The sequence below is a fragment of the Thiohalorhabdus sp. Cl-TMA genome, assembly GCF_041821045.1.
GTDB classification, from domain to species: Bacteria; Pseudomonadota; Gammaproteobacteria; order Thiohalorhabdales; family Thiohalorhabdaceae; genus Thiohalorhabdus; species Thiohalorhabdus methylotropha.
This window is the reverse complement of sequence record NZ_JBGUAW010000006.1, coordinates 262,849-276,492: the sequence shown is the minus strand read 5'-3', so window position 1 is coordinate 276,492 and position 13,644 is coordinate 262,849. Positions and strand designations below refer to the sequence as shown.

Annotated in this window: 12 protein-coding genes; 6 read left to right on the top strand and 6 right to left on the bottom strand. The window is 68.2% G+C overall.

From position 1 onward, the window contains the following. Positions 1–86 precede the first annotated feature (86 nt). Positions 87–1,319 (bottom strand): right-handed parallel beta-helix repeat-containing protein, encoded by a 1,233-nt coding sequence (locus tag ACERLL_RS10540; RefSeq protein ID WP_373656050.1) that lies wholly within the window; start codon positions 1,317–1,319, stop codon positions 87–89. Positions 1,320–1,901: 582 nt separating this feature from the next. Between ACERLL_RS10540 and ACERLL_RS10535 the strand changes: the two genes are divergently transcribed. Beyond that, positions 1,902–2,306, top strand: coding sequence for an FAD-dependent oxidoreductase (locus tag ACERLL_RS10535; RefSeq protein ID WP_373656049.1), 405 nt, complete (start codon positions 1,902–1,904; stop codon positions 2,304–2,306). Positions 2,307–2,420: 114 nt separating this feature from the next. Then, positions 2,421–2,963, top strand: coding sequence for a peptide deformylase (gene def / locus ACERLL_RS10530; protein ID WP_373656048.1), 543 nt, complete (start codon positions 2,421–2,423; stop codon positions 2,961–2,963). 19 nt (positions 2,964–2,982) lie between these two features. On the opposite strand, the gene ACERLL_RS10525 is transcribed toward def, so the two are convergent. Further along, entirely contained in the window at positions 2,983–3,906 is a 924-nt protein-coding gene (locus tag ACERLL_RS10525) for an ankyrin repeat domain-containing protein (RefSeq protein ID WP_373656047.1), read from the bottom strand. A 234-nt stretch (positions 3,907–4,140) separates the two neighbouring features. Between ACERLL_RS10525 and ACERLL_RS10520 the strand changes: the two genes are divergently transcribed. From ACERLL_RS10520 to ACERLL_RS10510, 3 genes are all read left to right on the top strand, one after another. Continuing rightward, on the top strand, positions 4,141–5,907 hold the full coding sequence (locus ACERLL_RS10520; protein WP_373656046.1) for a VWA-like domain-containing protein: 1,767 nt from the start codon (positions 4,141–4,143) through the stop codon (positions 5,905–5,907). Positions 5,908–6,019: 112 nt separating this feature from the next. Next, the gene (locus ACERLL_RS10515) at positions 6,020–7,696 is read left to right on the top strand and encodes a hypothetical protein (protein ID WP_373656045.1); all 1,677 of its coding nucleotides are present in this window, start codon (positions 6,020–6,022) and stop codon (positions 7,694–7,696) included. Then, positions 7,693–8,394, top strand: coding sequence for an ankyrin repeat domain-containing protein (locus ACERLL_RS10510; protein WP_373656044.1), 702 nt, complete (start codon positions 7,693–7,695; stop codon positions 8,392–8,394). The genes ACERLL_RS10515 and ACERLL_RS10510 overlap by 4 nt, the downstream gene beginning before the upstream one ends. Positions 8,395–8,687: 293 nt before the next feature. Here ACERLL_RS10510 and ACERLL_RS10505 read toward each other — a convergent pair whose 3' ends face one another. After that, on the bottom strand, positions 8,688–8,939 hold the full coding sequence (locus ACERLL_RS10505; RefSeq protein ID WP_373656043.1) for a sulfurtransferase TusA family protein: 252 nt from the start codon (positions 8,937–8,939) through the stop codon (positions 8,688–8,690). A 287-nt stretch (positions 8,940–9,226) separates the two neighbouring features. On the opposite strand from ACERLL_RS10505, the gene ACERLL_RS10500 reads away from it, so the two are divergent. Continuing rightward, on the top strand, positions 9,227–10,399 hold the full coding sequence (locus tag ACERLL_RS10500) for a trans-sulfuration enzyme family protein (RefSeq protein WP_373656042.1): 1,173 nt from the start codon (positions 9,227–9,229) through the stop codon (positions 10,397–10,399). Between the two features lie 15 nt (positions 10,400–10,414). Here ACERLL_RS10500 and ACERLL_RS10495 read toward each other — a convergent pair whose 3' ends face one another. The 3 genes from ACERLL_RS10495 to ACERLL_RS10485 all read right to left on the bottom strand — a co-directional run bounded on the left by ACERLL_RS10495 (position 10,415) and on the right by ACERLL_RS10485 (position 13,632). Beyond that, a complete protein-coding gene (locus ACERLL_RS10495) occupies positions 10,415–11,848 on the bottom strand; it encodes a glutamate-cysteine ligase family protein (protein WP_373656041.1) in 1,434 nt (477 codons plus the stop codon). A gap of 153 nt (positions 11,849–12,001) precedes the next feature. Next, entirely contained in the window at positions 12,002–12,847 is an 846-nt protein-coding gene (locus tag ACERLL_RS10490; RefSeq protein WP_373656040.1) for an ABC transporter substrate-binding protein, read from the bottom strand. Positions 12,848–12,873: 26 nt separating this feature from the next. After that, a complete protein-coding gene (locus tag ACERLL_RS10485) occupies positions 12,874–13,632 on the bottom strand; it encodes an ATP-binding cassette domain-containing protein (RefSeq protein WP_373656039.1) in 759 nt (252 codons plus the stop codon). Positions 13,633–13,644 lie beyond the last annotated feature (12 nt).

Genomic DNA, 13,644 nt, shown 5'->3' with positions numbered 1-13,644 from the left:
TGAGACATGAAAAAGCCCGGGCGGGTACCCGGGCTGAGTAGTGGTTCACGAGCCAGCGCATGGGCCGGGTCGCTTCCCGGAAAGGCTCACTGGGAGATGGGGTAGGCTCCCATGGTGAAGGCTTCCTCCCGGACCGTCGTGGAGCTCGGGTGCGCGTACTGCCCGACGGGCTCGTTCTCGGAGGGAACGGCGGAGGGCGCGGAGTCCACGTGCAGGAAGCGGTCGATGTAGGCCTCCTCCTCCAGGGCCATGTTTTTGCCGTTCCAGTCCCCCGGATACCAGTAGACGCCGGTGGTGGTCCCGTCCTTCATGAGCCGGGCATTGGTCACCAGATTGTTCTCGATGACCATCTCGTCCATGTCGTAGACGTCCAGCAGCAGGGAGGAGTACAGGGTCTGGCCCTTCTTCAGGAAGCTGTTGTAGGCCACGGTCAGCTTGGCCTCGTCCACGGGGCAGGGCTGCACGTTGCCGTAGCGCTTGCGCGCCGTCACGTCCATGGCCTGGACCGCGCCGCTCTGGTTCTCGGATACGATGGCATTGCCGACCACCCGGTTGTTTCCGCACCCCCAGAGGTTGATGAGATTGGCGGTGGTGCGCTTGTCGTCGTGGAGATGGTTGTTCTCGATCACCACGTTGACCGACTTCGCCTTGATCAGGTGACCATTGCGGGCGCCGTGCAGGTAGGAGCCCCGCACTATCAGGTCCTTGACCTGCCCGGCGTAGATGAGGTGCCCGTTCTGGGTGGGCTCATCCATGTCCCAGATCTCGGAGTCGATCACCTCAAGGCGCTCCGACTCCGTGGAGGCGAGGATGCCCATGCCGGCGCCGTGGAGCTTCATGTCGCGCAGGATCAGGGCTCCGGCCTTATCGTGGTGCCAGACCAGCTTGTCGGTGCCGCCGTCGGAGACCTCCAGGCCTTCCAGCACCACCTTGCCGGTGGAATAGTTGACCACGTTGGCCTTCTGCTCGCACTGCTTGGTGTGCAGGTGCGGGCGGCCGTCCAGGGCCTTGATGGTGACGCTCTTGGGGTCCCGGATGACGACGCACTGCTTGTAGGAGCCCGACTGTATACCCACCACCCCACCGTCGGGGGCGTTATCCACGGCCTCCTGGATACTGTCGTACTGGAAGCTGCTGCCCGCGCAGGTATCCCCGGGGCACTCGGGCGAGCCGCTGACATCGAACTCGCCGGCCTTCCAGCCGCCGATGAGGGCTTCATCGGAGGAGCCGGTCTGCTCCGCCAGGGAGGCCGCCTGGGAAGCCGCATTCGGGCTGTCCCCGCAAGCCGTGATCAACAGGGTGGCCAATACCATTGCCATCTGGCCCCCGAGCTTCCCCCCACTTTTCCTAAGCATGTGCTTCCCTTCTTCGCTGTATAACAGTTTCCCGGGAGCGGACCTCCCGGATCCGAAAGCGTTTTTCTTTACGGGACGGCTTGCCCGGTAATCCCTGTGCCGTAGTCAGCTGCCTGTCCTTGAAAGGCCGATTCCGCTTGTGCGAATGGCTTGGAAATACGGGAGCGGCGTCCGGCGACGTTTCGGGGGCGCTGTTCCGGCGCCGGGACGCTGCACGGGATCCGGGGGGACGGGGTGATGGGGGGTACAGGGAATTCCCGAAGGGGGCCGCCAAGCGCTCGGGGTGCTGGGGAAGTCCTGCGCGGCGGTCCGTTGATCGGCCATTGCTACCTTCTTATCGGGGGTTTCCCTGAAAGTGAGCGCATACTCTCATGGGCTGCCCCTATCGTCTAGGGGATTTCCCCAAAATCGATTAGGGAATATCCAACGCCCTCAATTCCCCGAGGAAACCCGCGCAGGCGGCCGGCCGGTGCCGCTTCCCCGGATGCCCGCCCGCTGAAAGGGGCCTTAGGCTGTTCCCAGAGCAGGCATTAACGGGGCGTTCCCATGGCGGAGCGTTTCCGTGTGGTGGTGATCGGCGGTGGGGCGGTGGGTGAGAACGCGGCCGCCCGGGCGGTGGTCAACGGGCTATCGGCGGTCCTGGTGGAGCAGGAGCTGATGGGTGGGCAGTGCACCTACTGGGCGTGTATGCCCAGCAAGGCCCTCCGGGAGATCTCCGCCTGGGCGGACCACAGCGCGGTGCCCTTTGTCACCTTCACGGATCCCCAGGTGGCCGTGGTGGGGCTGAGCGAGGAGGCCGCCCGGAAGCGCGGACGAACCGGGCGCACCGTGGAGCACCCCTTCGGCGCGGTGGCCGGGGAGGTGCCCTTGGGGCGGCTGTGGCACGCCGTTCCCGCCTGCCCGACGGTGAGCGAGAACTGGCTGCGCCTGTTGGAGAACTACGGGCTTTGACCGGTGGCGCAGGGCGGTTCGGCCGCTGCTTGGCCGGGACTACACCCGAAGGAGGAGTGCCCGGCGATGCGCCGGGCGGCTAAGGTGGCGGAAAAGACCCAGGAAGGGATAGGCATGCCAGTGCGCGAAGTGATCCGGATGGGCGACCCCCGCCTGAACCGGAAGGCCGCGCCCGTGGAGGAGCTGGATACGCGGGCGCTTCACGATCTGGTGCAGGACCTCTGGGACACCATGGAGGCCTACCAGGGGATCGGCATCGCCGCACCGCAGATCGGGGTGGAGCAGCGGGTGATCGTGTTCGGCCTGGAGAAAAGCGCCCGGTATCCCGAGGCGGAGCCCGTGCCGCGTACCGTGCTGGTCAATCCGGAATACGAGGTGATCGGCGACGAGTACGAGGAGATCTGGGACGGGTGCCTGAGCGTGCCGGGGCTCCGGGGCGTGATCCCCCGTTACGTGCGGATCCGGTACTGGGGGTATTCCCCCGCCGGCGAGCTCATCGAGCGCACCGCCGAGCATACCCACGCCATGGTGGTCCAGCACGAATGCGACCACCTTGACGGCATCCTCTATCCTCTGCGGATCCGGGACCTCCGGCAATTCGGCTTCGAGCAGGAGCTGTTCGGGCGGTCGACGGATACCCGGCCGGACGCCACCTAGCCCGCCGCTGGGCAGCCGCCTACAGGGACGGGCCGCGCTCCGGGGAGCGGGACGTGCCCGCCCGGGAGCTGGAGCGGGCCGCTTCCCGGGCGGCCGCCCGGCGGACCTGTTCCGCCAGGTCCACGCCCCAGGCCGCCTGGATGAAGTTCAGGCGGTCGAGGACCGTGGTGCCCTGTTGGTCGGCAATGCCGGGGTCCGCTCCGTGCTGGACCAGCAGCTCGGTCACCCGGGGATGGTTGTTCAGGAGCCCCTGCAGGAGGGCGGTGCGCCCCTCTGCGTCGGTGCGGTTCGCGTCGGCCCCGTGATACAGCAGGGATTCCACCACCGGCTCGTTGCCGTTCCGGGCGGCCACCTGCAGGGGGGTGCGGCCGTTCGCGTCGGGTATATCCACATCCGCGCCCCGCTCCAGCAGCACCTCCAGCCACCCCACCAGGCCCGCCGGGTTGTACAGGCCCCGTTCGGCCTTGCGGTGCATGGGAACCGCGATCCAGTGCAGGGGGGTGGAGCCTTCCCGGTCCTTGATCCCGGGGTCGGCGTCGTGCATGGCCAGGGCGATCCCCGCCTGCCAGCTGCGGTTCAGGGCGCACAGGTGCAGGGCCGTGCCCCCGGTGCCCGGGTCCTCGGCATCCGGGTCGGCCCCCTTCTCCAGAAGCGCCTCCGCGATCAGGGCCTGACCCAGGATGGCGGTGCGGTGGAGCAGCGTGCGCCCCCAGGGGTCCCGGATCTCCAGATCCATATCCGCGCCGCCTTCCGCCAGGGCGGAAACGGCGGTGTCCTTGGCCCCCATGGTTATGAGCCGGTGCATGGGGGTAACGCCGTCCTCCCCGGGTACCAGAAGGATACGGGGATCGGCGCCAGCCTTGAAGGCCAGCCGCACGCCGTCCGGGTCCGCGTTGTTTGCCGATGCCACCAGAATCCGGTTGGCGCCCCGCATTTCCAGCATTCCAGCCTCCTGTCGCTGCCGCCTCCCCGCCAAACGACCAGCTAACGTCCTTCGACACCGTCCGGCAAGCAAGAATCGCTCCCCGTCAGGAAAGTCCCCCATCCTGTCAGGGGTGATCCCACTGGAAGACCGGGGCCCGGGCGGGCGGGGATAGGAGGGGGTGAATCCCCCGCCGTATCGCAAATCAAAGTGGGATAGGACGACCGGTAAAGTCCACCTCCCCGGGAGCGAGCCATGACCCAGATGAGCGCGCAGCGCATGGGGCAGCGGAGCCTGCTGTCCGCCGAGAATCACCCCTACCAGGAGGCCATGCACCGGGTGCGGGAGTTCGTGATGGGCAGCACCCGCGACACGAAATCGGGCATGACCCTGCCCCGGTTCGGCCAGTTCTCCCTCATGGCCCAGCGGGTGCCCGTCTATCTGTACGACCATCCCGACATCACGGCGCGTTTCCCCACGGCCTTCACCGACGGGCAGTACATCTTCTTCAACGTGGATTTCTTCCGGAGCATGCTCGCGGACGAGCGCGCCGGCGGGGGGGAGAGCGTCATCCCCGTGCTGCTTCACGAGATGATGCACATGATGCTGAACCACACGAAAGGCCGGCATGGCGGCCAGGCTTCGCCCCACATCGTGAACATGGCCCACGACGTGGTGATCAACGGCATGCTCCTGGACGCCTTCGAGCGCCGGATGACCTTCGGCACCTATTTCCTGGGCAACGGCGACGACATCCCCGGCGGGCTGGGCACTTCCGACCAGGAGCGCAGCAAGTACCGCGGCAAGACGGAGCTGCAGGTCCTGAAGGCGCTACTGGCGGACATGCCGGAGCCGCCATCGGGAAAGGGCGGCCAAACCGGCCGGCGCGCTCCCCGAGGCGGCGGACAGGGCACCGGGGGTGGCGGCTCCGGGGATAGCGAGCGGGAAGAGGCCGAATCGGGGGAAGGCGGAGCGGGCGAGGTCCCGGAGTCCTCGGGCGAAGAGGTCTCCGCCGAGGGCACGGGAAGCGGGGACCCTGAATCCCCGCAGCCCGGGGTGGGCCCGGACGGCTCCGAGGGCGGGGACCTCACCGATCCCCTGGAGCTGCGGCATACCCTGGAAAACGCCGGGCTGAAGGGCGTGGCCGACAAGGCGGGCCTGCCGCGGAATCCCCAGGAAGCGGAGGCGCAGGCCCAGGAGCTGGCCGCCAAGATGGCGCAGGAGGCGGCCAAGGCTCGGAATCTGGCCAAGGAGGCGGAACGCCAGGGCGGCCAGATGGCCGGCGCCCACATCTCCGATTATTTGGGCACCCGGGTGGATGTGCTCCACGAGCCCGTGATCGGCTGGCGGGACAGCCTTCAGGAAACGGTGCTCGGCGGAGAGGGGGGCACGGACTACACGGACGACCTCCCGGGGGACCTCTATTACGTGGAGCCCGGGGATATGGGAATGGCCGAGCCCGTATACGACGGCACGGTGGTCTCTCACTCGCCGGCCCGGGCCAGCCTGGTGGTTGTGGATACCTCCGGTTCCGTGGGCACCGCCATGCTCCGCGATTTCTTCAGCGAGGTGGCCGGCATGAGCCGCGAGATGGGCGAGGGCGGCCTGAACCGGGAGATCATCGTCCTCTCCGCCGATACGGTCATCCGGGGCGAAGCGCAGCGGATCCAGCCGGGGGATTTCGAAACGCTGCTGGAGGAGGGCATGGAGGCCTATGGGCGGGGCGGAACCAGCCTGGCGGACTGCATGAACATGGCGGTGGAGCTGGCCCGGCAGGAGGGCTGGCCCGTGGACGGCCTGGTCTATTTCACGGACTGGTGCGACCGGGTGCCGGAGCTGGGGCGGCTCCATCCCCGGCTTCCGCCCCGGGTCACCTTCATCGTCCCGGAGGGCCACAAGCACGAGCAGGGCATGAAGGCCGCCCGGCCCTATGCCGAGATCTGCGAGATCCGGCCCGGGGTGGAGGTGGACTTCGACCAGCCCACGGGCGACCGGGGGCGCCCGCCCGGCGCGGCGCCCTGATGAATCGCCGTATACCAAACGATCCCGTACGAGCGGACCCGGCGCCGGGTCCCGCCTATGGAAAAGTCCGGGCTACCAACGCGGGGCTCGGATCAAACGCAAGAGGCACGAAATGCCCACGCAGTTGAAGGATCAGGTTCCCTATCCCTTCGTCCATCCGGACGACCTCCTGGACGAGCTGAGCGAGTCCATGCTGCTCAGCGCCTACACCCACGGCCGGGAGCCCGACATCGACGCCCGCGTGGCGAGCGGCTACGAGCACCTGTTCGGAATCCCCTTCGATCCGGCCATCGTCACCTTCAGCCCGGAGCTCGACGACGATCCCATGCCGGGCGTCACCCTCCACGGCCCGCCCGGCCACGGCAAGAGCACCGTGATGAAGATGGCCGCCCGGCGGGCCGCCAAGGCCATGGGGATGTACTTCAAGGACATGGACGAGGAGGTGCACGAAGCGGTCACCAAGGAGGATTTCCTCTTCGCGATCCGGGAGATGGCCGGCCAGGTCTCCGCGGTCTCCTTCGCCGGCATCCCATCCAAGGCGGAGCGCAACCAGGGAGCGGGGTCCTCCGTTTCCTACATGGAGACTCTGCCCGAGCGGGTGTTCGCACTGATGCCCCATGCCGGGGTGGGCGTGCTGGTGCTGGAGGATCTGGGAAACGCGGACCAGCGGCTGATCCCGTCGGTGCTCGGGGTGGTGAACGATCGGCGCTACGGCCAGAACAAGCTCGGGGATCGCGCCTGGGTCGGCATCACCACCAATCTGGGCCGCGCCGACGGCGCCGTGGCCATCAGCCGCATGGGGACGGCGCTCGACAACCGGGTGGAGCATTACTACGTGGAGGACAACCTCGATCACTGGGTGCAGCGTTACCAGCGCTGGCTGGCCCGGAGCCCGGCGGGCCGCATCGGCGACGTGGGCTTCGTGGGCTTCCTGCGCCAGCACGAGGACATCTTCTACTCCATGCCGCCCAAGGACGGCGGTCCGTTCCCCTCCCCCCGAAGCCTGGAGAAGCTCGCCAAGCGTCTGCCGTCCCTGGTCTACCGGGCCACCGGCGGGCGGGTGGAGGGCGCCCTGGACGGGGGCGAGCTCAGCCTCGTCCAGCTCCAGACCAAGGCGAGCGGGCTGATCGGCAGCGACGCCGGCTTCAAGCTGGCGAGCTACCTCCACGCGTATCTCACCCACGCCGCGCCCCTGGCCACCAAGCTGGTTCGGAGCTACGACACCCTGTCCGCGGAGGAGGTGGAAGCCACCCACGCCCGCATCCGGGAGCGCTACGGCACGGGAACGGGGGCCCGGGAGAGCGAGTTCGGCCTGCAGCTCTGCCTGGCCGCCGCCGACCAGGCCGCCACCGCCATCATACGGACCCTGCCGTCCGACGGTGCCGGGGAAAGGAGTCCGGAAGTCGTGGAGGCCATCCGCATCTATACCGGCCGGATCGGCGAGGCCACCCAGGCCATTCACCGGACGCAGCTCTGGGCGGCGCTCCGTCATTTCGTGGATCGCCTGAGCGACCAGCTCCCCGCGCCCTATCTGGACTCCCGGGTCGTCGTTCCCGAGGTGGCACGGGCCATGCGCGACGGCTTCGCGCCCTATTTCCGCGGCGATCAGGACGAGTTCGCTGACGTGATCAGCACCTGCGCCGATTACCGGGCGGGGTACCACGATCAAATTCAGGATGTGCTGAACGAGCTCGAGGCCGAAGCGGAGGCGACCGGGCAGGGCCATGGCGCGGGGGACGGCCGAGGCCGATCCGGCGGGGGTGCGCATTCCACGGGAGGAGGTTCTTGAGCGGCCATACGGAGATCCTGGACGATCGCGCCCACCGGCGGGCTTGGGCCCTTGCCCGCGATCCCTTCCAGCAGGCCCTGATCGAGGGCCGGGAGAGCTGGATGGGCATTCCCGAGGAATTGCCCAACCTTAACGTGGGATCGGCGGACCAGGAGCGCAATGCCCTGCTGAGCCGCCTCCGGGCCGAGGTGGTTGCCCATCATTTCGCCCGCCGGCCGCGGGGCAGGAAGGTCCTGCGTCTGGGCGGGCGTTGGGTGGGGGACGATTTCTTCTATTGTCCGGGCGGGCTTCCGCCCGACGAGGGGGACCCCAACTACGAGAACTTCCGCGGCGAGACTCCGCTGCACTGGGCCGCCCGTCTGGGGGAGCGGGGCCTGCAATACGTCCGGGTGCTTCTGGAGCGCGGCGCGCGTCCCGACACCCGCAATATCCTCGGGCAGACCCCTCTGCACGACGCCCTGATGGGCTCGGAAACGGTCATCGCGGTGCTGCTGGAGAATGGCGCGGATCCCCGGATCCCTGATCACCTGGGCTCCACCCCGCTCATGCGGGCGAGACGGCGGCTCAAGGGCGAGAACGGCGGCCGGGTGATCGAGGTGCTGGAAGGGGCCGCCGCCCGCCTGGAGGCGCGCGACGCGGCTCGTGCGGGGTCCAGTTCCCAGCGCCCGGGACGCTCCGGAAGGGGGCCGGCGCTTTAAGGCTCGTGCCACGCCGTACCGGTTGCGGTGTCCGGAATAGAAAAGGCCGGCCCCAAGGGGCCGGCCTTGGCCTGTACAAGGGGAGTACAGGAAAAGGGCCGGAGGATGGCCACTTTGCGCACGAGCAAACCAACCCAAAGTCCGCATGCCCGCTTGAGCATTAACGGAACCTCTAAGGCGATAAGCTATATTGATGTATTAGCCCGAAAAATACCCCTTTGGGGGTAGCTTCGGCTTTCGCTGGGGGGCGCTCCCGGCTGCCGCGGTTCAGTGCTCGGTAGGAAGAGGCGGGGTCAGCTCGCGGGCTGGGACTGCGGGTCCTGCTTTTTCGCCACGAAGATCCGGATTCCTTCCTCCCCCCGGGTGCTGCCGAGGAATTCGTGTCCCGTCCGTTGCAGCCAGGTCCGGACGTCGTCCAGCACCGTCGGATCGCCGGTAAGCAGCTCCACGGTCTCCCCGGGCGCCAATTCCCGGAGCTTGGCCACCAGGAACTTGATGTGGGTGGGGCAGCTGGTATTCCGGACATCCACGAGATGGGTATTCAAGCCATCCTCCTTGAGGGCGTTCTCCACCGGTCCCATCGGGCGCGGCGGAGTATAAGGCATGCACGGCGGAAAGTTTATTAGCGAACGGGACGTACCTCCTTTGAGCCCGGTCAAGGGAAATGGTTTCGTCGCATTGTCCGGTAGGCCGTTTTCGACAAGCTGATAACGAGGCGGACGACGGGCATAATGGGCCGGGCCCGTCATCGGCCGTCGGCCGCGACGGACGGCATTCCACCCATCCGGAGCCGAGCTCGGGCCGGTACCGGATCCGACCAGGAGCGGGAAGTATGGGCAAACGCCAGGGGCTGGCCACACGCTGCGTGCACGCCGGGGATCGGTCCGACGCCTTCGGAAGCCCGCACACGCCGGTCTATAACACCACCACCTTCCGCTATCCTTCCACGGATGCCCTGCTCGATGTGGTGGAGGGGCGCGCGGAGGGGGCCCTGTACACCCGCTTCGGCGCCAACCCCAGCGTGCGCAGCCTGGAGGCCAAGCTGGCCGCCCTGGAGGACGCGGAGGCCGCCCTGGCGTTCACCGCCGGCATGGGCGCCGAGTCGTCCCTGTTCTTCGCCCATGGCCGGGAGGGGATTGTCTGTATCGGCGACGCTTACGGCGGGACCCTGGAGCTGCTTACGGACCAGCTCCCCCGGCTGGGTATGGACACCCATCTACTCTGGGAAACGGAGCCCGTTGCGCTGCGGGCGCAACTGGAGGAACGGCTGGCGGCTGGAGCGCGTCTGGTGTTCCTGGAGACCCCCACCAATCCCTCTCTGGAAGTCTACGATATTGCCGAGATCAGCGAGGTGGCCCATGCGTACGGGGCCCTGGTGGCGGTGGACAATACCTTCGCCACCCCCGTCAATCAGAATCCCCTGGGGCTGGGAGCCGACCTCGTCATGCACAGCGCCACCAAGTACCTGGGTGGCCACAGCGACCTGACCGCCGGCGCCGTCATGGGCCCCGCGGCGCTTTTGGAGCCCGTCGCCGCCTGGCGCAAGAGCCTCGGCCAGGTCCCCGCCCCGGAGACGGCGACGCTCCTATCCCGCAGCCTTGCCACCCTGCCGCTCCGGGTGGAGCGGCAGAACGCCACGGCCGGTGTCCTGGCCCGTTCCCTGGCGGAGCACCCCCGCGTGGCGCGGGCCCTGTATCCAGGGCTGGCGCAATTCCCCGGCCATTCCCTGGCGGCCCGGCAGATGACCGGCTTTGGCGGCATGGTCACCTTCGAGGTGGCGGATGCGGACGCCGCGGCGGTGGTGGACCGGCTGCGCCTGTTCGCCATCGCGCCGAGCCTGGGCGGGGTGGAAAGCCTGGCGACCCAGCCGGTTACCACCACGCACCACGGGCTGTCGGGGGAATCCCAGCGGCGCCTGGGCATAACACCCGCCATGGTGCGGCTTTCGGTGGGCCTGGAGGATCCGGAGGATCTGCTGGCGGATCTGGAGCAGGCCCTGGAATAGGCACGGGGAACGGCTTCAGGGTGGCCAGTCGTGGACCGGCCGTCCGGACTCCTGGCGCTCCCGGTAGGCGGCGACCAGGTCGCCGAAATGCCGGCCATGGGCCTCCGCGTGGGCCACTTGCCAGAACGCTCCCGTCTGTCCGGTTCGGACCCGGTCGCGGAGGATCCCGAGGTAGCGATCAGTCTCGCCGGGCCCGCAGTCCAGGGCGCGCAACCCCTGCCGGGCCTGGGGCAGGAGGGTCTCGGTAAGCAGCGTGCGCGCGGGACCGGTCCGCCCGTCGAGCCAGGTGACCCGGGCTTCCAGTCCGGAGCGTGCCGCCGCGTAGAAGTTGTCCCGGGCGGTTGCGAAGGGGAGGCGCGCCTCCGGGGGCTCCTCCGACTCCGCCAGCTGGCGCATCAGCCCCTGGAACAGGGCCGCGTTGGCGACCATGTCCGGGACGGTGGGGCCGGCAGGGACCGGGCGGTGCTCGATGCGCAGGTGGGGCGTGCCGTCCGGATCGAAGCCCACCAGGGGGCGGTTCCAGCGCCATATGGTGCCGTTGTGGAGCCGGAGGTGGAAAAAGGAGGCCGATTCGGACTCCGCCGTGACCGGCAGCAGCACGGGGTAGCGCTCCAGGTTCTCCCGGAAGAGCGCCATCAGGCTCCCGCGCAGGTAGCCGTCGCCGAAGGTCACGCGCTGCAGGCGCGGTTCTTCCGGGGGCCCGAGGATCCCCCCGGCTACCGTCTGCTCGTACAGCGGGATCCGGGTCTCCTGCCACAGGCGGTGCCCGAAGAGGAACGGCGAGTTGGCGGAGACGGCCACCAGAGGGGCGGCCAGGATCTGCGCGGCGTTGTAGTACCGCACCGCCCGTCTGGGGTCCAGCTGGAGGTGGATCTGCAGGGAGGTGGTGGCCGCCTCCGTCATGACGTCCAGGTGGCTGGTGCAAAGCCGCTCGGCGCCCCGGATGTCCAGCTGGATGGGCCGGCCGCGGCGCAGCCGGATCAGCTGTTCGTTGAGCGCATGGAACCGGTCCTGGCGCGACATGTTGGCGGGAGCGAGCATGTCCTCCGTGACCGTGGGCAGGATGCCGATCATTACCGGATCGAGCCCGAGCGTTCGGGCCACCCCACGGCTCCGGTTCCAGCCCCCGGCCAGGTCCTCGGCGAAGCGCTCCAGCGCGCCCGCTTCCAGGGGGTGCGGGATGGTGTTGAGCTCGAAATTGAAGCGGGAAAGCTCCGGGGAGACCAGGGCGCCCTCCATCCCCGCCAGGAAGGCCTCGTTGGCGGGCACCGGGATCCCCTCGGCGTCCACGAGCCAGGCCTCCAGCTCGAACCCGGCGGTGCCGTGGCGGAGGGAGAAGCCTTCCTCTTCGAAGAGGCGTGCCAGGGCCGCCGTCTCCTCGCGGAGATGGCGCTGGAAGCGGCTGAAATGGCAATGGCGGTAATGGCTGCCGTGAACCTTCTCACCCATGGGGCCTTCCCGGTACGTTATCCGGTTCAGCAGGGCCGGTCGTGCCGCTTCCGAGGCTGCGAACCGAGCACGAGTCCATGATGGGTCAAAGGGGGGGTATGAAAAAGGGCGGACCGGAGTCCGCCCTGGGGAGAGGCGTGTGCGGGCTATCGCTCAGCGCGCGTTGGGGAAGAAGGCCTGCTCGCCCTTGAGGCGATACTCGGCGATGGCCTGCTGCCCTTCGGCGGAAACCAGCCAGTCGATGAAGGCCTGCCCCATCTGGTCCTTCACGTGGGGATATTTCTCGGGGCTGATGAGCATCACGCCGTACTGGTTGTAGAGCCGGGGATCCCCCTCCACCAGGATCTCGAAGCTGCCCTTGTTCTTGAAGTTCAGCCAGGTGGCGCGGTCGCTCAGGGTGTAGGCGCCCATGGAGACGGCGGTATTGAGCGTGGCGCCCATGCCGGAGCCGGTCTCCCGGTACCAGGTCCCGCTGGCCTGCTTGGGCTTCGCCGGCGTCTGTGCCCACAGCCCCAGCTCTTTCTTGTTGGTGCCGCTGTCGTCGCCGCGGGAGGCGAAGGGGGCCTCGGCCTCGGCGATCTTGCGCATGGCCTTGGTCACGTCTTCCATGCCGGCGACTCCGGCCGGATCGTCCTTCGGGCCCACGAGGATGAAGTCGTTATACATGACGTCGAAGCGGCGAACGCCGTACCCCTGGGCGATGAACTTGAATTCGGAGGGGGTGTGGTGGACGAACAGCACGTCGCCGTCGCCGTTCTTGGCGTTGCGGATGGCCTGTCCGGTGCCCACGGCCACCACCCGCACGTCGATGCCGGTCATCTTCTCGAATTTGGGCAGCAGGTACTCGAAGAGCCCGGAGGCCTCGGTGGAGGTGGTGGACTGAACTACGATATAGGGATCTTCCTCCGCCGGGGCCGAGGAAATACCGGCCATGCCCAGCAGCAGCGTCGCCAGCAGGAAAGCCGAGGCCTTGCCGGCCAGAAAACGCATTGACGTCATAGATTGCGGTCCTTCTGTTGGTGCGCTCAAACTACCAGGCCTCCCTGGAGGAAGGCCCGGGCTTCCTGACTTTCCGGTGCGCCGAAGAAGGTATCGGCGTCGGCCTGGTCCAGCAGGCGTCCCCGATGGAGGAACAGGATCTCGTCGCCAAGGCGGCGGGCCTGCCCCATGTCGTGGGTGGTCATGAGGATCTTGGTGCCGCGCTGGTGGATGGTGTCGATCATGCCTTCCACCGCCAGGGCCGCCCCGGGGTCCAGATTCGAGGTGGGCTCGTCGAGGAACAGCACCTCCGGGCGCAGCGCCCAGGCGCGGGCGATGGCGAGGCGCTGCTGCTCGCCGCCGGACAGCACCCGGGCGGAGCGATTGCCGAGCGCTTCCAGGCCGGCCTGCGCCAGCACTTCGTCGATCCGCTCGCGCCGTTGGGCGCGGCCCATGCCGTGAATCCGCAGCACGTAGTCGATGTTGGCCCGGACCGTGCGGCGCAGTAGCACGGGCCGCTGGAAGACCATGGCCTGCCGGGTGCGCAGGTGCCGGTCGGGAGGCAGGCCGTCCCAGCGGATGGTCCCGGAAGAGGGCCGAATCAGGCCGTGGAGCAGCCGCAGGGTCAGGCTCTTCCCGGAGCCGTTGGGCCCGATGAGCAGGGTCCGGGGGCCGTGCCGCAGCTCGAGGTTCAGGTGATCGAGCAGCAGCGTGCCTCCGACCTGGAAGCACAGCTCCCGGACCTGCAGGGGAAGGATGGTGGATGGGCCCGCGGGGCTCTGGCCGGGAAAGGGGATTACGTTCATGCCGCTGCCTTT